Annotated in this window: 26 protein-coding genes and 1 pseudogene; 12 read left to right on the top strand and 15 right to left on the bottom strand. The window is 72.4% G+C overall.

The window, feature by feature from the left end:
- Positions 1-3 precede the first annotated feature (3 nt).
- The gene (locus tag ACNF49_RS19760; RefSeq protein ID WP_357964784.1) at positions 4-684 is read left to right on the top strand and encodes a histidine phosphatase family protein; all 681 of its coding nucleotides are present in this window, start codon (positions 4-6) and stop codon (positions 682-684) included.
- On the opposite strand, the gene ACNF49_RS19765 is transcribed toward ACNF49_RS19760, so the two are convergent.
- From ACNF49_RS19765 to ACNF49_RS19775, 3 genes are read right to left on the bottom strand one after another with little or no spacing between them, the layout of a single operon-like run.
- On the bottom strand, positions 662-1,111 hold the full coding sequence (locus tag ACNF49_RS19765; RefSeq protein ID WP_482944624.1) for a hypothetical protein: 450 nt from the start codon (positions 1,109-1,111) through the stop codon (positions 662-664). The two genes, ACNF49_RS19760 and ACNF49_RS19765, sit on opposite strands and share 23 nt — an antisense overlap.
- Positions 1,101-1,634, bottom strand: coding sequence for an RNA polymerase sigma factor (locus ACNF49_RS19770; RefSeq protein ID WP_482944625.1), 534 nt, complete (start codon positions 1,632-1,634; stop codon positions 1,101-1,103). Before ACNF49_RS19770 ends, ACNF49_RS19765 begins: the two co-directional genes overlap by 11 nt.
- 47 nt (positions 1,635-1,681) lie before the next feature.
- Positions 1,682-2,212, bottom strand: a complete 531-nt coding sequence (locus ACNF49_RS19775; RefSeq protein WP_357964779.1) for a uridine kinase family protein — start codon at positions 2,210-2,212, stop codon at positions 1,682-1,684.
- Between the two features lie 75 nt (positions 2,213-2,287).
- Here ACNF49_RS19775 and ACNF49_RS19780 point away from each other — a divergent pair, with 75 nt between their 5' ends.
- Both ACNF49_RS19780 and ACNF49_RS19785 read left to right on the top strand, forming a co-directional pair.
- On the top strand, positions 2,288-3,445 hold the full coding sequence (locus ACNF49_RS19780) for a CaiB/BaiF CoA transferase family protein (RefSeq protein ID WP_357964777.1): 1,158 nt from the start codon (positions 2,288-2,290) through the stop codon (positions 3,443-3,445).
- A gap of 73 nt (positions 3,446-3,518) precedes the next feature.
- On the top strand, positions 3,519-5,003 hold the full coding sequence (locus ACNF49_RS19785; RefSeq protein WP_357964775.1) for a carboxyl transferase domain-containing protein: 1,485 nt from the start codon (positions 3,519-3,521) through the stop codon (positions 5,001-5,003).
- A 4-nt stretch (positions 5,004-5,007) separates the two neighbouring features.
- On the opposite strand, the gene ACNF49_RS19790 is transcribed toward ACNF49_RS19785, so the two are convergent.
- The 5 genes from ACNF49_RS19790 to ACNF49_RS19810 are packed head-to-tail and all read right to left on the bottom strand — an operon-like array spanning position 5,008 to position 9,264.
- Complete coding sequence (locus tag ACNF49_RS19790; RefSeq protein WP_352363918.1) at positions 5,008-5,403, bottom strand: hypothetical protein; 396 nt, start codon at positions 5,401-5,403, stop codon at positions 5,008-5,010.
- A complete protein-coding gene (locus ACNF49_RS19795; protein ID WP_482944626.1) occupies positions 5,400-5,846 on the bottom strand; it encodes a hypothetical protein in 447 nt (148 codons plus the stop codon). The genes ACNF49_RS19790 and ACNF49_RS19795 overlap by 4 nt, the downstream gene beginning before the upstream one ends.
- A gap of 4 nt (positions 5,847-5,850) precedes the next feature.
- The gene (locus ACNF49_RS19800) at positions 5,851-6,660 is read right to left on the bottom strand and encodes a carbon-nitrogen hydrolase family protein (RefSeq protein WP_357964771.1); all 810 of its coding nucleotides are present in this window, start codon (positions 6,658-6,660) and stop codon (positions 5,851-5,853) included.
- Positions 6,620-7,561: a DUF418 domain-containing protein gene (locus ACNF49_RS19805; protein WP_357964769.1), complete on the bottom strand. Its 942-nt coding sequence runs from the start codon at positions 7,559-7,561 to the stop codon at positions 6,620-6,622. Before ACNF49_RS19805 ends, ACNF49_RS19800 begins: the two co-directional genes overlap by 41 nt.
- A complete protein-coding gene (locus ACNF49_RS19810; protein WP_482944627.1) occupies positions 7,558-9,264 on the bottom strand; it encodes an alpha/beta fold hydrolase in 1,707 nt (568 codons plus the stop codon). The genes ACNF49_RS19805 and ACNF49_RS19810 overlap by 4 nt, the downstream gene beginning before the upstream one ends.
- Positions 9,265-9,304: 40 nt before the next feature.
- Here ACNF49_RS19810 and ACNF49_RS19815 point away from each other — a divergent pair, with 40 nt between their 5' ends.
- Positions 9,305-10,474: a pyridoxal phosphate-dependent aminotransferase gene (locus tag ACNF49_RS19815; RefSeq protein WP_357964767.1), complete on the top strand. Its 1,170-nt coding sequence runs from the start codon at positions 9,305-9,307 to the stop codon at positions 10,472-10,474.
- Here ACNF49_RS19815 and ACNF49_RS19820 read toward each other — a convergent pair.
- Positions 10,452-10,835 carry an SbtR family transcriptional regulator gene (locus ACNF49_RS19820; protein ID WP_482944628.1) on the bottom strand — a complete coding sequence of 128 codons (384 nt, stop codon included), beginning with the start codon at positions 10,833-10,835 and terminating at the stop codon, positions 10,452-10,454. The genes ACNF49_RS19815 and ACNF49_RS19820 overlap by 23 nt on opposite strands.
- A gap of 38 nt (positions 10,836-10,873) precedes the next feature.
- Between ACNF49_RS19820 and ACNF49_RS19825 the strand changes: the two are divergent.
- From ACNF49_RS19825 to ACNF49_RS19835, 3 genes and pseudogenes are all read left to right on the top strand, one after another.
- Positions 10,874-11,296 (top strand): annotated as a pseudogene (locus ACNF49_RS19825) (aldo/keto reductase); the annotation flags it as partial.
- 88 nt (positions 11,297-11,384) lie between these two features.
- Positions 11,385-11,588, top strand: coding sequence for a ribbon-helix-helix protein, CopG family (locus tag ACNF49_RS19830; RefSeq protein ID WP_357964761.1), 204 nt, complete (start codon positions 11,385-11,387; stop codon positions 11,586-11,588).
- Positions 11,585-11,959 carry a type II toxin-antitoxin system death-on-curing family toxin gene (locus ACNF49_RS19835; RefSeq protein ID WP_482944630.1) on the top strand — a complete coding sequence of 125 codons (375 nt, stop codon included), beginning with the start codon at positions 11,585-11,587 and terminating at the stop codon, positions 11,957-11,959. The genes ACNF49_RS19830 and ACNF49_RS19835 overlap by 4 nt, the downstream gene beginning before the upstream one ends.
- Here the strand turns inward: ACNF49_RS19835 and ACNF49_RS19840 are convergent.
- The gene (locus ACNF49_RS19840) at positions 11,949-12,872 is read right to left on the bottom strand and encodes a LysR substrate-binding domain-containing protein (RefSeq protein ID WP_482944631.1); all 924 of its coding nucleotides are present in this window, start codon (positions 12,870-12,872) and stop codon (positions 11,949-11,951) included. The genes ACNF49_RS19835 and ACNF49_RS19840 overlap by 11 nt on opposite strands.
- A 116-nt stretch (positions 12,873-12,988) precedes the next feature.
- Here ACNF49_RS19840 and ACNF49_RS19845 point away from each other — a divergent pair, with 116 nt between their 5' ends.
- The 3 genes from ACNF49_RS19845 (at position 12,989) to ACNF49_RS19855 (ending at position 15,189) form a co-directional block, all read left to right on the top strand.
- Positions 12,989-13,540: a peroxiredoxin gene (locus tag ACNF49_RS19845; protein ID WP_357964755.1), complete on the top strand. Its 552-nt coding sequence runs from the start codon at positions 12,989-12,991 to the stop codon at positions 13,538-13,540.
- Complete coding sequence (gene ahpD, locus ACNF49_RS19850) at positions 13,537-14,073, top strand: alkylhydroperoxidase, AhpD family (protein ID WP_357964753.1); 537 nt, start codon at positions 13,537-13,539, stop codon at positions 14,071-14,073. Before ACNF49_RS19845 ends, ahpD begins: the two co-directional genes overlap by 4 nt.
- 222 nt (positions 14,074-14,295) lie before the next feature.
- On the top strand, positions 14,296-15,189 hold the full coding sequence (locus ACNF49_RS19855) for an IS982 family transposase (protein WP_482941599.1): 894 nt from the start codon (positions 14,296-14,298) through the stop codon (positions 15,187-15,189).
- A gap of 21 nt (positions 15,190-15,210) precedes the next feature.
- Here ACNF49_RS19855 and ACNF49_RS19860 read toward each other — a convergent pair whose 3' ends face one another.
- The 3 genes from ACNF49_RS19860 to ACNF49_RS19870 all read right to left on the bottom strand — a co-directional run bounded on the left by ACNF49_RS19860 (position 15,211) and on the right by ACNF49_RS19870 (position 17,737).
- Positions 15,211-16,242 (bottom strand): FUSC family protein, encoded by a 1,032-nt coding sequence (locus tag ACNF49_RS19860; protein ID WP_482944632.1) that lies wholly within the window; start codon positions 16,240-16,242, stop codon positions 15,211-15,213.
- Between the two features lie 88 nt (positions 16,243-16,330).
- On the bottom strand, positions 16,331-16,978 hold the full coding sequence (locus ACNF49_RS19865; protein WP_482944633.1) for a TMEM175 family protein: 648 nt from the start codon (positions 16,976-16,978) through the stop codon (positions 16,331-16,333).
- 90 nt (positions 16,979-17,068) lie between these two features.
- Entirely contained in the window at positions 17,069-17,737 is a 669-nt protein-coding gene (locus ACNF49_RS19870; protein ID WP_482944634.1) for an alpha/beta fold hydrolase, read from the bottom strand.
- A 180-nt stretch (positions 17,738-17,917) separates the two neighbouring features.
- Here ACNF49_RS19870 and bar point away from each other — a divergent pair, with 180 nt between their 5' ends.
- Positions 17,918-19,009, top strand: coding sequence for a barbiturase (gene bar / locus ACNF49_RS19875; protein WP_357964746.1), 1,092 nt, complete (start codon positions 17,918-17,920; stop codon positions 19,007-19,009).
- Between the two features lie 10 nt (positions 19,010-19,019).
- Here bar and ACNF49_RS19880 read toward each other — a convergent pair whose 3' ends face one another.
- On the bottom strand, positions 19,020-19,628 hold the full coding sequence (locus ACNF49_RS19880) for a nucleotidyltransferase family protein (RefSeq protein WP_482944635.1): 609 nt from the start codon (positions 19,626-19,628) through the stop codon (positions 19,020-19,022).
- A gap of 101 nt (positions 19,629-19,729) precedes the next feature.
- Here ACNF49_RS19880 and ACNF49_RS19885 point away from each other — a divergent pair, with 101 nt between their 5' ends.
- Positions 19,730-20,266: an SseB family protein gene (locus tag ACNF49_RS19885; protein ID WP_357964742.1), complete on the top strand. Its 537-nt coding sequence runs from the start codon at positions 19,730-19,732 to the stop codon at positions 20,264-20,266.
- 135 nt (positions 20,267-20,401) lie between these two features.
- On the opposite strand, the gene ACNF49_RS19890 is transcribed toward ACNF49_RS19885, so the two are convergent.
- Entirely contained in the window at positions 20,402-20,782 is a 381-nt protein-coding gene (locus tag ACNF49_RS19890) for a hypothetical protein (protein ID WP_357964741.1), read from the bottom strand.
- Positions 20,783-20,796: the final 14 nt, after the last annotated feature.

The following is a 20,796-nucleotide window of genomic DNA, read 5'->3' on the forward strand; positions in this document are numbered from 1 at the left end:
GCCATGGGACCTTCGCGGATCGTCGCCGTACGCCACGGGGAGAGCCAGGCGAACCTGGCACACGCGCAGGCCGGCGACCGGCCACTGGTCTACGAGCGGGGCGACCACGAGGTGACGCTGACCGAGCTCGGCCGGCTCCAGGCGCGGGCGCTCGGCCGGATGCTGGCCGGGCTGCCCGCCGGCGAGGCGCCCGAGGAGGTGTGGTGCTCCCCCTACCTGCGGGCGCTCGACACCTGGAAGACCGCCCAGGAGACCTGGGGCGCCGGCGCGCTGCCGGTGACCGTGGACGAGCGGCTCAGAGACCAGGAGTCGGGCGCGTTCGCGCGGTTCAACCTGGCCGCCATCGGCGAGCGTTTCCCCGGCGAGGTGCGGCGGATGCGGGCCGAGGGGGCCTACGCCTACCGCCCGCCCGGCGGCGAGTCGCTGGCCGACGTGGTGGTCCGGCTGAAGGACTTCCTGCACGGGCTGAGCGCGGCGGCCGACGGGCGGCGGGTGCTGATCGTCGCCCACGACTCGGTGGTGCTGGCCCTGCGGCACGTCGTGGCCGGGCGGGACGACGCCGACCTGGCCGACGTCCTGCGGTTCGCGCCGGTGCTGAACGCCTCGGTGTCGGTCTGGCGGGCCGCGGGCGCGGGGTTCGAGGTGGTGGCGTTCAACGACGTCACCCACCTAGATCCCGCTTGAGCCGCAGCAGCCGCGCCCGCCGCGCGTGGGCCTGCCCGGCCAGCACGGCGCTCACCGCCACGAACGCCAGCCCGAGCGCCAGCGCGCCGGGGGCCACGGCGGCGACGAGCGCGGCGGTGAGCAGGGCGGCGGCCAGGGCGATCCAGCCGGCGATCACCCGGTCGCGGGCGAACAGCGGCGTCCTGCGCGTGCTGAGCCAGCCGCCGTAGCAGGCCCAGGCCAGGCAGAACGCGGTGAGGGCGGCGAAGGCCAGGTGCGTGCGGCCGGGCAGCGGGCCGGGCTCGGTCCACCACAGGGCGCAGACGAAGACCGTCCCGGCGGCGCCGGCGAGCAGGGCGGTCAGGGCGCGCACGCGCCGCCACGGCGACAGCGACGGTTCGAGGCGCTCGATGATCTGGTCGGCGGTCAGGCGCGGCTCATCGGTCATGGTCGATCTCCTTCAGGTGGACGCGCAGGAGGCGGCGGGCGCGGCTGAGCCGGGACTTGACGGTCCCCGCCGGAATGCCGCAGATCTGGGCGCACTCCTCGACCGGCAGGTCCTCCAGGTAGTGCAGGACGAGGATCTCCCGCTCGGGAAGGGGCAGGGCGGACAGGGCGGCGACCAGGCCGGCACGGTCCACGACGGCGTCGGCCGGGTCGTCGGTCACCGGCTCCGGCCCGGCCGCGTTCTCGGTCGTGCTCTCGGTCCGGGCGTACTCCGCGCGCAGGCGGTCGGTGACCGCCCGGCGGGCGATGGTGAACAACCAGGGCGTGAACCGTCCGGGGGCGCGCAGCCGGGGCAGGCCGCGCACGACGGCCGCCCAGATCTCCTGGGTGACGTCGTCGGCCCGCCCGGCGTCCAGCATGCGCCGGACGTAGGTCCAGACCGGCGTGTGCCAGCGGTGCACGAGTTCGTCGATCGCCGCACGCTCGCCCAGCTGGGCGCGTACGACGAGCAGCTCATCGGTCATGTCGTCCTTCCGTCACCCTGCTCAGTCGGGCGGGAGGGCGACGCGGTTCACGTCTCGACGACGAGATCGGCGCGCTCGCGGGTGCGGTCGGCGGCGAACCAGGCGCGTTCGGCCGCGAACCACTGCCGCCAGCGGGGTTCGAGCTCGGGGCCGTCGCGGTCGAGGACGCGCCGCAGCCGCACGGCCTCGGGGGCCTCCACCCAGACGGTGAAGGCCAGCATCCGGGCGGCCGACCGGCGGGCGGTGCCGACGCCCTCGACGACCAGCACGGGCGCGGCCGGCACGGCGACCTGGTCGGCGTAGCGCTCGCGCACCCAGTCGTACCTGCGGAAACCGGCCGGGCGGCCGTGCCGCAGCGGTTGCAGGACCTGCTCGTCCAGCAGGCGGAACCAGGCGCCGGGGCCGTCGTCCCAGTGGACGGGGAAGTCGTCGCTGTGGATCACCTGGCAGCCGAGCGCCGCGCCGAGCCGGCCGGCGAACGTGGTCTTGCCCGAGCCCGCCGGGCCGTCGACGGCCACCAGGCGGACGGGCCCGCACGAGGGCGGCAGGGCCTGGATGCGGCGGGCCAGGGAATTCACCGGACCAGGGTAGGCGATGGTGGACGGCCGCCTGAGAGAATATTCTTCCGGCCCAACGCAAGCTGGAGGTTGACCTTGCTCGGACCCCTCGGCGACGTCGTCGTCCTCGATCTGTCCAGGGCCCTCGCGGGGCCGCACGCCGCGCAGATGCTCGGCGACCTGGGCGCCCGGGTGATCAAGGTGGAGCATCCGGACGGCGGTGACGACTCGCGCGGATGGGGGCCGCCCTTCGTCGGGCCCGACCACGACATCTCGACCTACTTCCTGGCGGCCAACCGCAACAAGCAGTCCATCGCGGTCGATCTCAAGTCCGCCGAGGGCAGGCAGCTCATCGAGCGGCTCGTCCGCCAGAGCGACGTGCTGATCGAGAACTTCCGCACCGGCGTGCTCGACCGGCTGGGCTTCCCCGTCGAGCGCCTGCACGAGCTCAACCCGCGGCTGGTCGTCCTGTCGATCACCGGGTTCGGCCACGACGGGCCCGAGGGCGGCCGGCCGGGCTACGACGTGATCGCCCAGGGCGAGGCGGGGCTGATGTCGCTGACCGGGCCCTCGCGCGAGGAGCCGTACCGGGTGGGCGCCTCGATCGCCGACCTGCTGGCCGGCATCCACGGCGCGTACGGCGTGGCGGCCGCCCTGTACGAGCGCGAGCGCACCGGCCGGGGCCGGGTGGTGCGCACGTCCCTGCTGGCCGCGGTCACCGGCGTCCACTCCTACCACGGCACGGCCTGGACGGTCGGCGGCCAGGTCCCCGGCGCCAACGGCAACCACCACGCCTCCATCGCCCCCTACGGCGCCTTCCGCTGCGCCGACGGCATGCTGCAGATCGCCGTGGCGAACGACGGCCAGTGGAAGAAGGTCGCCAAGCTACTCGACATCGACCCTGATGTGGCGAAATATGCGACCAACAGGCAGAGATTCGCACACCGGGACGAGCTGATCGCCGACATGGAGAAGGCCCTGGCCGACCACGACCGCGCCCACTGGCTGGCCAGGCTGGGCGAGGCCGGTGTGCCCGCGGGCGCGATCAGGTCGATCGACGAGGTCTACGCCTGGGAGCAGACCCGCTCCCAGGGGCTGCTGGTCGAGGTGGACCACCCCGTGCTCGGCCCGATCGAGCTTCCCGGGCCGCCGCTGCGCTTCGACGGCCTGCCCGCGGCCGAGCACACCGCGCCCCCCGCACTCGGCCAGGACGGCGAGGCCGTGCTCGCCTGGCTCGAAGAGCGGGAGGGATGATCGGCAATTCCCGGCTCCGGCATGTACCCTCGTGCGTCACCATGGCATCATCGGTTGATCGTTAGGAGCGATAGTGAGCCGTCCGGACGCGCGCACACTGATCGAAGCGGTCCTCGACAGGGGGTCGTGGAAGTCGTGGGACGCGCCGCCCGCCGACCCGGCGGAGCCCGGCTCCTCCTATGCCGAGGAGCTGGCCGCGGCCCGCGTGAAGTCCGGCTACGACGAGTCGGTGATCACCGGCGAGGGGCTGCTCGACGGCCGCAGGGTCGCCGTCGTGGTCTGCGAGTTCTCCTTCATGGCGGGGTCGGTCGGGGTCGCCGCGGCCACCCGCATCGCGGCCGCGGTCGAGCGCGCCACGCGTGAGCGGCTGCCGCTGCTGGCCGCCCCGGCCTCGGGCGGCACCCGGATGCAGGAGGGCGCGCTGGCGTTCGTCCAGATGGTCCGGATCACCGTCGCGGTGCAGGAGCACCGCGCGGCCGGGCTGCCGTACGTCGTCTACCTGCGCCACCCGACGACGGGCGGCGTGCTGGCCTCCTGGGGCTCGCTCGGGCACGTCACGGCGGCCGAGCCGGGGGCGCTGATCGGGTTCCTCGGGCCGCGGGTGTTCGAGGCGCTGCACGGCTACCCCTTTCCCGAGGGCGTCCAGGTGGCCGAGAACTTCTACGAGCACGGCCTGGTCGACGCCGTCGTGTCGGCCGACGACGCCCGCAGGGTCGCGATCAGGGCCCTTTCCGTGCTGTGCGCCGTCCGTACCGGCGTCGAGGCGGGCGAGCCGCCCGCGGAGGACCTGCGGCCGGTGGAGGCGTGGGAGGCGATCACCCGCTCGCGCCGCGACGACCGTCCGGGCGTGCGCACGCTGCTCAAGCTCGCCGCCACCGACGTGACGCCGCTCAGCGGCAGCGGCGCCGGCGAGAACGAGCCGGGGCTCGTGCTGGCGCTGGCCAGGTTCGGGTCGGCGCCCGCCGTGGTGCTCGGCCAGGACCGGCGCAGACAGCGCCGGCGCTCGCCGCTCGGCCCGGCCGGGCTCAGGGTGGCCAGGCGCGGCATGCGCCTGGCGGCCGAGCTGGGGCTGCCGCTGGTCACCGTGGTCGACACCGCGGGGGCCGACCTGTCGAAGTCGGCCGAGGAGGGCGGGCTGGCCGCCGAGATCGCCCGCTGCCTGGCCGAGCTGGTCACCCTCGACGCGCCGACCGTGTGCCTGCTGCTCGGCGAGGGCGCGGGCGGGGCGGCGCTGGCGCTGCTGCCGGCCGACCGGGTGTTGTGCGCGCAGCACGCCTGGTTGTCGCCGCTGCCGCCGGAGGGCGCCTCGGCCATCCTCTACCGGTCGGTCGACTTCGCCCCCGAGATCGCCCAGGCCCAGCACATCCGGGCCACCGACCTGCGGCGCGACGGCATCGTCGACCGGGTGATCCCCGAGCTGCCGGACGCCGCCTACGAGCCCAGGCAGTTCTGTGAGCGCGTGGGGCGGGCGCTGGAGCACGAGATCGCCAAGCTGCTGGAGGTGGCCCCGGCCGACCGCCTGGCGGCCCGTCTGGCCCGCTACCGCGCCCTGGGCTGACCGCCTACGGCACGGGGATGCGTTCGACGCGGATGGAGAAGACCTCCTCGCGCGGCACGACCACCTCGTACGCGCCGTGGTCGACCATCCAGTAGCCGAGCGCCTCGGCCTTCATGCCGCTGTGGCCGGTGTAGGCGATGTGCAGGCCGTCGTCGTCCTCGTCGAGCACGATGCACGGCTCGCCGCCGAAGGCGCCGACGGTGCGGACGAGCACCAGCCACTCCAGCCGCGACCTGGCCACCACCCGCCGCCAGTAGCCCGAGGCGGGCTCGAAGCCGTCGAGCTCCACCTCGCTGAACAGCACGACCTGGTCGTTGTCCGGGCCGAGCGCGGCCGGCAGCGTACGCTCGCCGAAGCGGGCCACGAAGCCGGAGGCGACCGGCGTGATCTCCTCGCTCATGCGGTGGGCCGCCAGGTCAGGCCGTCGTAGCCGGCGAAGGGCCGCTCGCCCTCGCCGGCGACGTGGACGATCTCCGCCCCCGCCGGGATCGGCATCGGGACGGTGTGGAACTGCGGCACCACGTGGTCGGGCGAGGTGGTGAACCCGTTGCCGGCGAACGGCGGCACGTCGCTCCAGTCGCCGCCCATGTGCGGGCCGTAGGGCACCGCGTAGGTGTCGACGTCGCGGGCGTGCCAGCGCATCAGGTAGAGCTCGGGGACCTCGGGGAACAGCTCCGAGCCGTCGAAGGACAGGTCGAGGCCGTAGTAGAGGGCCGCCGGCGTGGTCAGCCTGACGCAGTCCTGGACTCGGTAGACGTAGCCGGAGATCACGGTGCGCTTGCCCGACAGGTACGGCACGAGCAGACGCGGCGGCACGACCTTCTGCATCTGCGTTCCGCTCATGGCTCTACTTTACGGTCGGTTGACCCTTGAGCACCCGGTGATCCAGACACGGGAGCATGGCCCTGGCGGTCGCCGTCCATTCGGTGTCGAGGCGGACCAGCTGGACCCCAGGACCGGTGCCGAGGTCGGCCCGGACCACTCCGAGCGGATCGACCAGCATGCTGCGCCCCACGCCGAACCCGTCCTTCGACTCCTCCGGGTTGGGCGCCTGGCCGACGGCGGCCGTCCACATCGTGTTCTCCAGGGCCCGTGCGCGGACCAGCGTGACCCAATGGTCCTCCTTCAGCGGGCCCGACCCCCAGGCGGCGATCACCGCGAACAGGTCGGCGCCCTTGTCGACCAGCGCCCTGGTCAGCTCGGGGAAGCGGATGTCGTAGCAGGTGACCAGCCCGACGCGCAGCCCGGCCAGCTCGACCACGGTCGGCTCGGCGCCCGGCGCCACCATGTCGGACTCCTTGGAGCCGAAGGAGTCGAACAGGTGGATCTTCCGGTAGGCGGCCTTGATCTCGCCGTCGGGGCCGATCGCCACGGCCGTGTTGTGCACCTTGGCGCCGGCCGGGCCCTCGCCCGGCTCGAACACGCCGGCGATCACCGCCAGGCCGTGGGTGCGGGCCGCCTCCGACAGCCCCGCCACGAACGGCCCGTCGAGCGGCTCGGCCAGCTCGGTCACGCGCCTGCCGTAACGGGTGAGCGTGGCCTCGGGGAAGATCGCCAGGTCGGCGCCCTCGGCGCGGGCGAGCGCCTCCCTGGCCCTCTTGAGGTTGGTGGCCGGGTCAGGAGAGACCGGAATCTGGCAGAGGGCGATTGTGGTCACGGCCCGACTCTAACCGGTTGGGCACCAGTCGAAACCAGGTCAGGCACCGCCAGATCCACTCAAGTGGGCCGTACCGAAATCTGGTGAGCCACCATCCGCTGAACAACGTCTGCGCCACCACGGTCGTCAGCGCCACCGCGAGCACCGGCCAGCGGGTGGCGCCGGTCTTCAGCGGGACCGTGCACAGCGCGATCACCGCCGTGCCCGTGACGTAGTTCGTCAGCGCCATCCGGCCCAGCGGCTCCAGCAGGGCCGACGACCACGGCCGCAGCGCCAGCAGCAACCCGCTGGTGTACGCCGCCGCCCCCGACAGCGCGGCCACGCTGTAGACGGTCCAGTCGCCCGCCCCCGGCGCCTCCGCGACGCCCGCCCAGGTGACCGTCAGGACCAGGGAGGTCAGCGCCGCGGCCGCGAACACGGGGGCCAGCAGGCTCCTCGGCGGCCGCAGCCGCATCAGCCCCATGCCGACCAGGAACAGGCCCGGGATGAGCGACGGGCCCGCGCCGTGCCAGGTGGCCCAGACAGTCGCCACGACGCCGAGCGCCAGCACCGGCAGGCCGCCCGGCAGGAACGAGGCGGGCAGCAGCACCACCAGGCCGTAGAGGGCGTAGTCGGTCAGCACCTCGCCCTCGTAGAAGGTGTGCTGGAGCAGGCCGAAGCAGGCCAGCCAGGCCAGCCTGCGGGCCAGCGCCCAGCGGCTTCCCGAACGGTCGAGGAACAGCACGAAACTGATGCCGAACAGCAGCGAGAAGATCGGGTAGAAGCGGCTCTGGAACAGGGCCTCGATCGTGCGGTCGATGCCGGTGTAGGGCTCGTGGCTCGCGTGCTGCCAGGTGTTGACCAGCATGATGCCGCCCACCGCGAAGCCGCGGAGGGCGTCCAGCTCACGGATGCGCGTCACAGGAACCAGGTGAACCACCATACGAGGAATCCGGCGCCGGCGACCGCCGCCACGATGTGCGGCCACCGCCGTGCCTGGAACAGGGCCGCGACGCTCAGCACGGCCGAGGCCACCGCGATCCACGTGTACAGGCCGCCGACCGAACCGGGGACGCCGACGGCCAGCGCCGTCTCGTTCCTGCTCGCCATGCCGTAGACGGCCTGGCCGGTCAGCCCGGCGAACGCCACGCCGGCCAGCCCCGCGAAGGCGGTCATCGCCCTGCCGCGCAGCGCGCCGGCGGCGAGCTGGACGAGCGCGACGAGCACGAACAGCGCGAAGGGCGCGGCCAGCCAGGGCGCCTGCGAGATCCCGTACGGCGCGCCGGTGACGTGCGTGTCGGCGAGCCGGAGCGTCGGCGGCTGGGCCGGGTCGGGCTCGCACGGCTTCGGCGGCACGCGTCCCGGGGCCTCGACGAACTCGGCGATGTGCTTCCTGGCGCACGCGCTGCTGAGGAAGACGGCGTGGCTGCCGCGGAACGTCTCGAACCGGGCTCCGGGGATGGCCCTGGCGGCGGGGCCGGCCGTCCTCGCGGGGGTGGTGGGGTCCTGTTCGCCGCCGACGACGTAGACGGGGGCCTCGGGGACGGCGTTCACGGGGGCGGATTTGGGAAGTTGCCACGCATCACACACCGCTTTGTCCCCATTTACTGTGAAAAGTCGGGATCTGGTGGTGAAGGTGTTGAACGGCACCTCGTCCTGGCACTGCACCGCGTGGTACAGCCCGAACTCGTGCGACACCAGCCCCTCGCCCACCGCGTCGGCCAGCGGCCGCAGCAGCTCGTCGTGCCCCTCGGCCAGCCCGCCGACCAGCGCGGGCGCCACGGCCGACACGTCGGCCTCGTGCAGCGCCTCGGCGAGGACGGTGGCCACGTCGTCGCCGGACATCGTCGCCGTGAACGGCCGGCCGAGCAGCGGATCGGTGGTCGGCACCCGGGCGGGGGAGCGGTTGAGCCTGGCCACCAGCCGGTCGAAGGCGTCGCCCGCGCCGAGCGCGGCCATGGTGTCGCGCAGGTTGCGGTCGGCGTCGTCGTACCAGGCCACGGACTCGGGCAGGAACGAGTCCAGCACGACCGACCGCACGCCCTGCGGGTCCGCCGCGGCGACGTCGGTCATGACGCGGGTGGAGTAGCTGACGCCGAACAGGTTCCAGGAGGGGTGGCCGAGCGCCTGGCGCAGGGCGACCACGTCGGCGGCGATCTCTTTGGTGTTGTAGCCGCGCAGGTCGATGCCCTGCTCCTGGAGGCGGGCGCGGCAGCGCCGGGCCGCCGCGCCCACGTCGGCGGGCGGTCTGCGCAGCCGTCCGAGCAGCGCCTCGGCCGTCTCGGGGCAGCCCAGCACCGGGCGGGAGTACTTCCCGCCACGCTGCTCGATCGTCACCACGTCGCGGTCGGGGAACATCTGGCTCAGGAACCCGGTGAGCTGCAGCGACGACGACGCCGGCCCGCCGCCCATGTAGACGATCGGGTCCGGCCTGCGGCCGGGGGCGGTCGAGGTGTGCACGGCGTACCCGACCTTGATGGTCCGGCCCGGCGCGTCGCGGCGCTCGGGGACCAGCAGGAATCCGCAGACGGTGTGCTCCGGCACGGCGACCGGGCAGGGCGCGGCCTCCACGGGAGGGGGCGTGTCACGCGTGACGAGGGGAACGCTCAGGGCGAGGGCTAGCACGACCCGGATGATCACGAGACGAGACTAATAGTGTGGGGGCGTGACCGAACCACTTGTTTCCAGGATGCGCGCTTTCGGCACGACGATTTTCGCCGAGATGAGCGCGCTCGCCGTGCAGACCGGTTCCATCAACCTCGGACAGGGCTTCCCCGACACCGACGGCCCGGCCGCCATGCTCGACCGCGCCGTGCAGGCGATCATCACGGGCGCCAACCAGTACCCGCCGGGGCCCGGGGTGCTGGAGCTCCGGCAGGCGGTCTCGGAGCACCGGATGGCCCACTACCGGCTCGACTACGACCCGGCGGGCGAGGTGCTGGTCACCGTGGGCGCCACCGAGGCCATCGCGGCCAGCGTGCTGGCGCTGTGCGAGCCGGGCGACGAGGTGATCGCGTTCGAGCCGTACTACGACTCCTACGCGGCCTCGATCGCGCTGGCCCAGGCCAGGCTCGCGGCCGTGACGCTGCGTCCGGTGGACGGCCGCTTCACCTTCGACCCCGACGAGCTGCGCGCCGCCGTCACGCCGCGTACCCGGGCGATCCTGGTCAACTCACCGCACAACCCGACAGGGACCGTCTTCACCAGGGACGAGCTGACCGTCATCGCCGAGCTGTGCCAGGAGCACGGCCTGATCGCGATCACCGACGAGGTCTACGAGCACCTCACCTTCGACGGCGTCGAGCACGTCCCGCTGGCCACGCTGCCCGGCATGCGCGAGCGCACGGTCATGATCTCCTCGGCGGGCAAGACGTTCTCGGTCACGGGCTGGAAGACCGGCTGGGTGTGCGCGCCGCCCGAGCTGGTGCGGGCGGTCTCGACGGTCAAGCAGTTCCTCACCTTCACCGCGAGCGCGCCCTGGCAGCTCGCAGTGGCGTACGGGCTGCGCACCGAGCTGGAGTGGGTGGCCGCGCTGCGCGCCGGGCTCCAGGACAAGCGCGACCGGCTGATGGACGGGCTGACGGCGGCGGGCTTCGAGGTGTTCGGGCCGGCGGGCACGTACTTCGTGCAGACCGACATCCGGCCGCTGGGCTTCACCGACGGCCTGGAGCTCACCCGCCGCCTGCCCGAGCTGGCCGGGGTGGTGGCCATCCCCACGCAGGTCTTCTACGAGCATCCCGAACGCGGCCGGCACTTCGTCCGGTTCGCGTTCTGCAAGAAGGACGAGGTCATCGACGAGGCGGTGACCCGGCTCAAGCGCCTGTCGCAGGGGTAGCCCGGCGCAGGCCGTCGAACAGCACGGCCAGGGCCCTGGCCCGCAGGTCGTCGCTCCAGTCGTGGTGCTGCGCCGCCAGGCAGGCGGCGCTGAGCAGGGCGAGCAGCTCCGCCATGCCCACGTCCGGCCGCACCGCCCCCGCCCGCTGCGCCCGCTCCAGCAGCGCGCTGATCGCGCCCTTGATGTCGGGCGCGCCCGCCTTGGCGTCGATGCCCGCGCTGGTCAGGGCGTCGACCAGGATCTTCTTGACCGTCGAGTAGGCCACGATGCGGTCGAAGAACTCGAAGAAGGCCGCTCCGGCGTCGGCGGCGCCGGCCAGCTCTTCGGCCATCTCGGCCAGGCGCTCCTGCCGGTCGGTCACGATCGCCGCGTACAGGGCCTCCTTCCGCCTGCGCCCGGTTCGGTCTCGGCGCGGTCGTGTACGGCGCGCTCGGCGGCGGCGTCCTGACCGGCCGCTACCGGCGCGGCGAGATCCCCGACCCGGACAGCCGCATGGGCCGCCTGCTCGGCGCCGCGATGCCCGGCGCGGCCCGCTGGGCGCAGTCGCTGCTCAACGACCGCAACCTGGCCGTCGCCGAGGGGCTGGCCGAGGTCGCGGCCGGCCTGGGGGCCGACCCCGCCGCGGTCGCCCTGGCCTGGGTCGCGGGGCGTCCCGGCGTCACGTCGGTGCTGCTCGGGCCGCGTTCGGTGCGGCAGCTGCGGGAGAACCTGGCCGCCTTCGACCTCACCCTCCCGCCGGAGGCGGTCACCCGCCTGGACGACCTCTCCGACCCCGCCCACACCCCCGCCGACGCCTCCTCCTTCCACCTCGTCCCCCGCTGACCCCGAGCCGGCGTAACCGAAAGGTCGCGGAGAGTAAAGTGTCCTCCATGGTATCGCCGTGATACCGTCTCCGACCTACGATGAGGGCATGGCCATGACCCTTCGCCTGAACGACGAACAGACCGAGGCTCTTCGCAAGCGTGCCGAGTCGGAGGGGCGCAGCATGCAGCAGATCGTGCTGCGTGCGATCGAGGAATACCTGGAGCGCGCCTCCGACGACGAGATCACCGACGCTCTGGCGGAGAAGGGCGCCAAGCGATTCGCGGACCTGTTGCGCAGGCTGGGCGAGTGATCCGCCACGTCAGCCTCGAACAAGGGCTTCGGATCGCCCGGGTCGCGGTGGGCGGCCCCGTTCAGGTGCGCGACCTCGGGCTCCTGGAGGCCGCGCTCCTGCGGCCGCGGACCTCGCTGTTCGGGCATGATGCCTATCCCGACCTCGTGACCAAGGCCGCGGCCCTCCTCCACTCGATCGTCACCAATCATCCGCTCGTCGACGGGAACAAGCGCGCGGGCTGGCTCACGACCTACGTCTTCCTCGCGAAGAACGGAATCGAGCTCGACCCGGCCGACGACGACGCCTACGACCTGGTCGTCGCCGTCGCCTCCGGCAAGCTCGACGACGTGACGGAGATCGCTGAGGCGCTGCGCACGTTCATGAGGTGAGTTTGACCGGGAGGCGGCGTTGGCGGATGGCGGTGCGGACGGCCTTGGCGAGCTGGTCGTACTCGGCCGCGCGGGCCGAGGAGGCGCGGTAGGCCAGGCCGATCGTGCGCCCGGGGGCGGGGGTGGCGAAGCGGCGCAGCGCCAGGCGTACCCGCTTGCCGGTCTCCACCGGCACGGCCGACTCCGGCAGCAGCGTCACGCCGAGGCCGCCCGCCACGAGCTGCACCAGCGTCGGCAGGCTGGTCGCGTACGTGGTCGCGGTGGCCCGCGCGCCCACCTCGCGGCACACGTCGATGGCCTGTTCGCGCAGGCAGTGGCCCTGGTTGAGGAGTACGATGTCCAGGCCCTTGAGCGCGTCGCGGTCGAGCGGCGCGGGGTCGGCGGCCAGGGGGTGGTCGTGCGGGAGGGTCAGCAGGAACTCCTCGTCGTAGAGCGGCGCCTCCACCAGGCCGCCCACGTCCGTCGGCAGGGCGAGCAGCACCAGGTCGAGCCGCCCCTCGCGGACCTCCTCCAGGATCGTGTCCGTCTTGGCCTCGTGGACGGTCAGCTTGAGCTGCGGGAAACGCTGGGCGAACATGGGCAGCAGCGCGGGCAGCACGTACGGCGCCACGGTGGGGATCACGCCGAGGTGGGCGGGGCCGCTGAAGGGCTCGCGGTTCTGGGCGGCCTCGCCCATCAGGTCCTCCACGGCGGCCAGCACCCGCCAGGCGTGCTCGGCCACGCGCTCGCCGGCGGAGGTGAGCAGCACCTTCCGGGTGGTCCGCTCCAGCAGCTGCGTGTCCAATATCTCCTCCAATGAGGAGATATTTCCGGACAGGGTGGGTTGGCTCATCTTCAGTGCCGTCGCCGCCTCCCTGAAGTGGAGATGCTCGGCCACGGCGAGGAAGGAACGCAGCTGAGCGAGGGTGGGCATGGGCTCACTGATAGGAATCACCTCTCAGATTGGTCCAACTACTCGATTTCTCGAATCAATGGTAGGTGCGGCAACGTAGGTGCCCTGACCCGCACTTCCTCCGAAGGAGTAGGAACTTGCTCACCGTCGGTGACCGCTTCCCCGAGTACGAACTCACGGCCTGTGTCGACCTCGACCCCGACAAGGCGTTCGCTGAGATCAACCACAAGACCTACGAGGGCAAGTGGCGCGTGGTGTTCTTCTGGCCGAAGGACTTCACGTTCGTCTGCCCGACCGAGATCGCCGAGTTCGGCCGTCTCAACGGCGAGTTCGCCGACCGTGACGCCCAGGTTCTCGGCGTCTCGATCGACTCCGAGTTCGTGCACCACGCCTGGCGCAAGAACCACGAGGACCTGCGCGACCTGCCCTTCCCGATGCTGAGCGACATCAAGCGCGAGCTGTCGCAGGCCTGCGGCGTGCTCGGCCAGGACGGCGTCGCCCAGCGCGCCACGTTCATCGTCGACCAGAACAACGAGATCCAGTTCTCGATGGTGACCGCCGGTTCCGTGGGCCGCAACGTCAAGGAGGTCCTGCGGGTCCTCGACGCCCTGCAGTCCGACGAGCTGTGCCCGTGCAACTGGAACAAGGGCGAGGCCGGCCTGGACGCCCAGAAGCTGCTGGCCCAGTGAGCGTCGACACCCTGAAGTCGCTCCTGCCCGACTACGCCAAGGACACCAGGCTCAACCTGGGCTCGGTCACGACCACCTCGTCGCTGACCGACCAGCAGCTCTGGGGCACCGTCCTGGCGTGCGCCCTGGCCACCAGGTCGGCGCGGGTCATCGCCGAGCTCTCGCAGGACGCCGCCGACAACCTGTCGGCCGAGGCGTTCACCGCCGCCAAGGCGGCCGCGTCGATCATGGCGATGAACAACGTCTACTACCGCGCCACCCACCTGATCGGCGACGAGACGTACGCGACGCTGCCGGCCAGGCTCCGGATGACCGTGATCGGCAACCCGGGCGTGGACAAGACGGACTTCGAGCTGTGGTGCCTGGCGGTCTCCGCGATCAACGGCTGCGGCCGCTGCCTGGAGTCGCACGAGCAGGTGCTGCGGGGCGCGGGGATGCCGCGTGAGCAGGTCCAGGAGGCGCTGCGGGTGGCCGCGGTGATCAACGCCACCGCCGCGACGGTGGAGGCCGAGGCCGCGCTCCAGACGGTCTGACCTCCCCGCGGAACCACGGAAGCGTGGAACCGCGACAGCGCAGAACCGAGAAGGCGGGTGCCCGTACGGGTGCCCGCCTTCGACGTGCGCGGGGAGGCGTGCGCGGGAGGCGTGCATGGGAGACGTGCGCGGGAGGGCGGCCCTGGCTGCTCTGTGGCCTAGACGAGTAAGTCCTAAGTCGTTCGGAGTGCAGGCACGACGAAGGGTGTCGAGGATCGATGTGTGACGAACGACCTCAACACCCTTCTGACCGCACTGTACGTGAAGATCGACGACTGGCTGGGCGAATCACCCCGGCCAGGACGACCACCCCGACTGACCGACGCCGAACTGCTGACCTTGGCAGTCGCCCAGGTCCTGCTCGGCGTGCACTCCCAGACCCGCTGGCTGCGCTACGTCCCCGCACACCTGCCCGGCGCCTTTCCGTACCTGCCCGGCCAGTCCGGCTACAACAAGCGCCTGCACAAGGCCCTCCCCCTGCTCAAAAGAGCGATCCGAGCCCTGGCCCGTGACACCGACCTGTGGGACGACCCGCTCTGGGTGACCGACTCCACCCCGGTCGAGTGTGGCCGTTCCCGCCCCACAGCCCGCCGTTCCGAACTGGCGGGGTGGGCCGGCTACGGCTACTGCCGCTCCCACTCACGCTGGTTCTGGGGCCTGCGCCTGCACCTGATCTGCACCCCGGCCGGACTGCCCATCACCTGGGCCCTGGCCACCCCCAACATCGACGAACGCCAGGTGCTCATGGCCGTCATCGAACACGACCCGGATCTCGTGACCGAACGCCCCGGCCTGCTCATCATCGCCGACAAGGGATACATCTCCGCCGAGCTGGACGCCTTCCTGGCCGAACGGGGGGTGCGGCTGTTACGCCCGTCCTACCGCAACCGCACACCCCGCCCCGGCGAGGAACTCCTCAAGCCCATCCGCCAGCTCATCGAGTCCGTCAACGACACCCTCAAGGGCCAACTCGACCTGGAGCTTCACGGCGCCAGAACCGCCATCGGCGTCGGCGCCCGCATCGCCCAGCGCATCCTGGCCCTGACCGCCGCCATCTGGCACAACCGCGCCACCGGCCAGCCCGTCACCCGATCCCTGATCGCCTACGACCACTGACTCGACTTAGGACTTACTCGTCTAGCTGCTCTGGGGCTCGTCGAGCGGCGTGAGTGCCTGGCTGGCCTGCTCGTGCTCCAGGCCCGTCGCCTGCAACAGGTCCACCGCGATCGACCGCAGCTGCGCGATGATGACGTGCGCCGAGAAGCCCAGCCGCTCGGGCCGTTCCCGGCCGGCCACCGCGAGCAGCGCCTGCCGCGCCAGCAGGGGATCGCGTCCGGCGGCCAGCTCCAGTTGCAGCAGCAGCGCCGCCTCCGAGACCTCCCGCATCGCCTCGGCCAGCGCCGTGGGCGGCGGGCTCGCCTCGCCCAGCGCCGCCAGCGTGCGGCGGACCATCACGCGGGCGTTGCGCAGGGCCAGGTCGACGGGCGTGGCGGCGGTCTCGTACCGGGCCAGGGCGGCCCGGCGATGCCAGTGCAGCGGCGAGATCATGGTGATCTCCTTGCTGGTCTCCAGCGCCATCGCGAACTCCTCGACGGCGGCCTGCGTCGTCCGCGCCTCCTCCAGCGCCTCGGCGGCCAGGTCGACGTCCCGCTTCTCGATCGCCTCCGCCGCCTGCTCCAGGACGGTGGACAGCGCGTCCAGCACTCCCGACAGGTGTTTGGCCGCGATCGTGAACGGGCTGGCGGGCATCAGCGCGACCGCCGCGACGCCGATGACGCCTCCGGTGAGGGCGTCGGCCATGCGGTCGAGGCCGCCGGCGTTCTCGCCGGGCAGCAGCGTGGCCACCAGCACCGCCGAGGAGCCCGCCTGCGCGACGAACAGCGCCCCGCCGTTGAGCAGCAGCGCGACGGCCATGGCCAGCCCGACGACCAGCGCGAGCTGCCAGGGCCCCGAGCCGATCCAGGACACCAGCAGGTCGCCGACGCCGACGCCGAGGCTCACGCCCACCACCAGCTCGGCGACGCGCCGCAACCGCTGGCCGAGCCCCACGCCGACGCAGATCAGCACGGAGATCGGCGCGAAGAACGGCCGGGCGTGCCCGAGCAGGTCGACGGCGACGATCCAGGCCAGCGCCGCGCCCACCGCGCACTGCACGATCGAGGGCGCCATGAGACCGAACGTGCCCAGTCGTTCCCTTACGTGATCGCTGAGCCTCGTTCGCACCTTTTCACCCTGGCGGGTCTTTGTGACATTGAGGTCACGTTTGCCCCGTCACGTCCGGGCTAACCACGCCGGGGGCGAGCCGCCTGCGGACGAACACGATGACCGCGACCACGACCGGCGTGGCCATCCACACGTACGTGGAGTCCTCGCCGACGCCGAAGGCCAGCACCGCGCTGACCGCCCAGAGCACGCCGCAGCCCCAGTACACCCAGGCCGAGGTGGCCATGCGCCGCCTGCTCGCGTTGGCGTTGAGCAGCCCCTGTGTCAGGGCCAGCGTGAACAGCGCGCCCTGGCAGAACATCAGGATCGCCTCCGTCCCCGCGAACAGCGCCAGGGCCAGCCCCTTGGACGCCTGGACGTCGACGTCGGCCGCCGACATCTCGCTCCACAGGTTCATCGTGTACGGCAGGAACGCCGAGAACAGCAGCAGCGGCACGTGCAGCAGCAGGACCGGCTGGGAGACCCGGTGGAGCTGGTCGAAGAGCGTGTGGTGGGCCCGCCAGCTGAAGCACAACATGAGGAAGGCCAGCACGAACGCCGCGAACGAGCCCTGGTGATGGCTCAGGAAGCCCGCGAGGTCACGGAAGTCGTCCTCCGCGGGGCGGGGGATCTCCAGGACGAGCAGCGTGATCGCGATCGCGAAGACCGCGTCGCTGAACATCCCGACCCGCTCCGGGGTCATGCCGGGACGGGGGGCCGGTGGGGGGCTGGACACAGCGGGTCTCCGTGGATCGTGGGGGTGACCAGCATAGAGGTCCGGACGTCCCTGGGCTCACCTGTCCAGGAAGGCGTCCACCGCGGCCAGGAAGGCGGCCCGTTCGGTGGCGTGGACGAGGTGCCCGGCCTCGATCGTGACCAGCTCGGCGCCGGGGATCAGGCGGGCCAGCCCGGGGGCGTCGAACGGGCTCAGCCGCCCGCCCGACAGCACCAGCGTGGGCGCCGTGATCTTCCCCAGCTCGGCGGCCAGCGCGGGGTCGGGGACGACGATGTACGGCTCGGTCTGGTGCATCATCCGCCAGTCGAACCCGGTGGAGTCGTCCTCCACGAGCGGCTGCCGCCCCTCGATCGGGTACGGCGCCGTGACGTCCTCCAGCACCAGCCGCTCGACCCGCTCGGGGTGGCGCATGGCCACGTGGTAGGAGACCATGCCGCCGAGCGAGTGCCCGACCAGCCGGACGCGGTCGAGGCCCAGGTGGTCGAGGAGCGCCACGACGTCCTCGGCCATCGTGCCCACCGCGTACTCGCCCGGACGGTCGCTGGCCCCGTGGCCGCGCAGGTCGGGGGCGAGGACGTGGTGACGGGCGGCGAAGTGCTGGGTGATGCCGTTCCAGTCGTTGTGGTTCGCGGTACGGCCGTGGAGCAGGACCAGCGGCGGAGCGGCGGGATCGCCCTCCTCGCGGTAGACGAGCTTGATGCCGTTGACGTGGGCTTCGCGAATCACATCCGGAAACACTACCTTCGGTGCCTTTGAGCGCTTCAAGGTTCCGCCGAGAGCTTGACCAGCCAGCGGACCTTGACATCGCCGCGGCCGTTCATGGGCAGACATTGCCCATGAACCCCGCCGGGCCGCTCGGCTAGCGTCGCGACGGTGGGGAAGCCGGTACTGGAGAAGGGGCAACGCATGCCGGACCCGATTGAAGTGCGAAAGGTGCCGATCGAGAGCGTGACCGACGCCTCCGGGCTGTCGCGGCTCATCGCGGACGGGGTGATCGAGGCGCACCGGGTGCTCGCGGTGATCGGCAAGACCGAGGGCAACGGCGGCGTCAACGACTACACGCGCATCCTGGCCGACCGGGCCTTCCGCGAGGTCCTGGCCGAGCACGGCCACCCGGCCCCCGAGAGCGTGCCGCTGGTGTGGTCGGGCGGCACCGACGGCGTCCTCAGCCCGCACGCCACCGTCTTCGCCACCACGGCGGACGCGCCGATGAGCGACGAGCCGCGCCTGTCGGTGGGCGTGGCGATGAGCGAGGTGATCCTGCCCGAGGACATCGGCCGTCCGGCGATGGTGGAGAAGGTGGCCGCCGGGGTGCGGGAGGCCATGAAGATCGCCGGCATCGACGACCCGCGCGACGTGCACTACGTGCAGACCAAGACGCCGCTGCTCACCCTGGCCACGATCACCGAGGCCAGGAGCCGCGGCCAGGACACCGCCATCGAGGAGACCGGCCCGTCGATGGACCTGTCCAACTCCACCACCGCGCTCGGCATCGCCGTCGCGCTCGGCGAGATCGACATGCCGCGGGCCGACCAGATCCACAAGGACCTGTCGCTGTACTCGTCGGTGGCGTCGTGCTCGTCGGGGGTGGAGCTGGACCGGGCGCAGATCGTGCTGGTGGGGAACGTACGCGGCATCGGCGGGCGCTACCGCATCGGGCACAGCGTCATGAAGGACGCGCTCGACGCCGACGGCATCTGGGAGGCCATCAGGGACTCCGGGCTGCCGCTGCCGGACCGCCCCCACCCCTCCGACCTCGGCGGACGGCTGGTCAACGTGTTCATGAAGTGCGAGGCCGACCCGTCGGGACGGGTGCGCGGCCGGCGCAACATCATGCTGGACGACTCCGACGTGCACTGGCACCGGCAGATCAAGGCGGCCGTCGGCGGGGTGGCGGCCTCGGTCACCGGCGACCCCGCGGTGTTCGTCTCGGTGGCCGCCGTGCACCAGGGGCCGTCGGGCGGCGGGCCCGTCGCGGCCATCGCCGACCTCGGCTGACCCACCTCGGCTAACCGGCCGGACTCGGCGGGCACCAGGGGAGCACGGTCACCTCGGGCCACGCCTCGGCGCAGCGCGCCGCCTTGGCCTCGTAGACCTCGCGCTGCGCCTGCCGGGGGTTGGGACGCAGCACGAGGTTGAAGGCGTCGGCCACGCCGTAGGGGGCGTAGATCCGCCACGCCCCCGAAGGGGTGAGCCGGACGCCGATCGCGCTCGTGGTGCTGGGGAAGGAGTCGATCGCGGCCTCGGAGCTGTCGTAGGGCGGGCACGGCACGCCGAAGCGGCTCTCGTACCACAGGTGGACGCGGGCCTCGTTGCGGATCTCCACCGGCACGTCGCCGAACAGCTTCCGCCCGGCCCTGATCGCGCGGTCCTCCGCCTCCCACGACAGGTCGGACGGATCGTAGTAGATCAGGTCGTAGTCTTTGACGCCGTAGCCCGGCGGACGGCCGGTCACGTGGTTCCAGATCGCCTGGACGACCGCGCCCGCCGCCAGCCACCAGCCGGGCAGGCCGAGCGCGAGAGCTCCGCCGAGCACCCGCACCAGGACCGGGTCGGTCTCCAGCACGGCCCGCACGGCCGCCGTCTGCTCGTCGAGGGGGAGCCGAGAGATCCGCACCGCCCCTGTCTAGCACCCCACCCCGACAGAACACCGCCGGACCGCCGTTCGGGCGCCTCCAGGAACGGGGGCGGTGGGGCCCGCGGGTAGTCTCGTTCGTTGTGCCGACCATCCCACAGCCACTCGACCCCGACGACGACGGCAGCGCCGCCCCCGCCGTGGCCGCCGCCCTGGCCGCCTACGAGGCGGGCGCGTGCGGCCCCGCCGACGTGCTGGCCGCGCTGAGCGGCGCGCGGCTGCTGGTGCCGGTGGTCGCCCTGCTGACCGAGTCCGAGGTCGGTGAGCACGGGCTGCGCCAGGAGAAGGAGAGCGAGATGGCGCTGCCCAAGCTCGTCGGCCAGGACGGCCGGCACGCGGTGCTCGCCTTCACCGGCACCGACGCGCTGACCAGGTGGCGCAAGGACGCGCGCCCGATCCAGACCGGCACGCTTCAGGTCTGCCGGGCGGCCGTGCACGAGGAGGCCGCGGCGGTCGTGGTCGACGTGGCCGGGCCGGTGCAGTTCGTGATCGAGGGCGAGGTGCTGAGGGCGCTGGCCGCGGTCGAGTCCGGCACCGTCGACCAGCTCGGCGGCGTCACCGTCGCCAGGATGGAGCCCGCCCCGCCCCGCCGCCGCTGGTTCTCCCGCCGTAACGGCTGAACACCGCTACCTTCCGCACGCTGAACCCGCGCCACCCCACAGCAGCGGCTGGACGCCGCGCCCTCCCGTGGGCCGGGCGCGGCGAACGCCCCCGGCCGGTGGCGGGCACCGGCCGGGGGCGTTCGCCGGACGTCGTCAGGAGACGGTCAGGTAGAACCCGGTGTCGGCCGCCACGCCGTCGGCGAGCTGGCTGTAGACCGCGACCGCCCGGTAGTGCCCGCCGCAGACCGCAGCCTCGCGCTGCACCGACAGCGAGCGCGGGTAGGTGGACCGGCCGATCGGCGTCACGTGGATCGCCAGGTCGCCGTCGTAGTCGACGTCCTCGCCGAGGATCACGCAGTACGTCCCGCGGAACATGCGCCTGACCTCCTCGACGTTCTTGCTGGCCGTCTCCACGCCGTCCGCCCTGACGGTGGCGGAGGCCTGGGCGTACGGAGTGTCCGCGTACGCCGCCGCAGGCGTCAGGACGGCGGCCGCGACGAGCGCGACGCCGGCGGCGCGCCGGATGATGTTCATATGGGTGCTCCCTC

The sequence above is a fragment of the Actinomadura sp. ATCC 39365 genome (assembly GCF_054392275.1).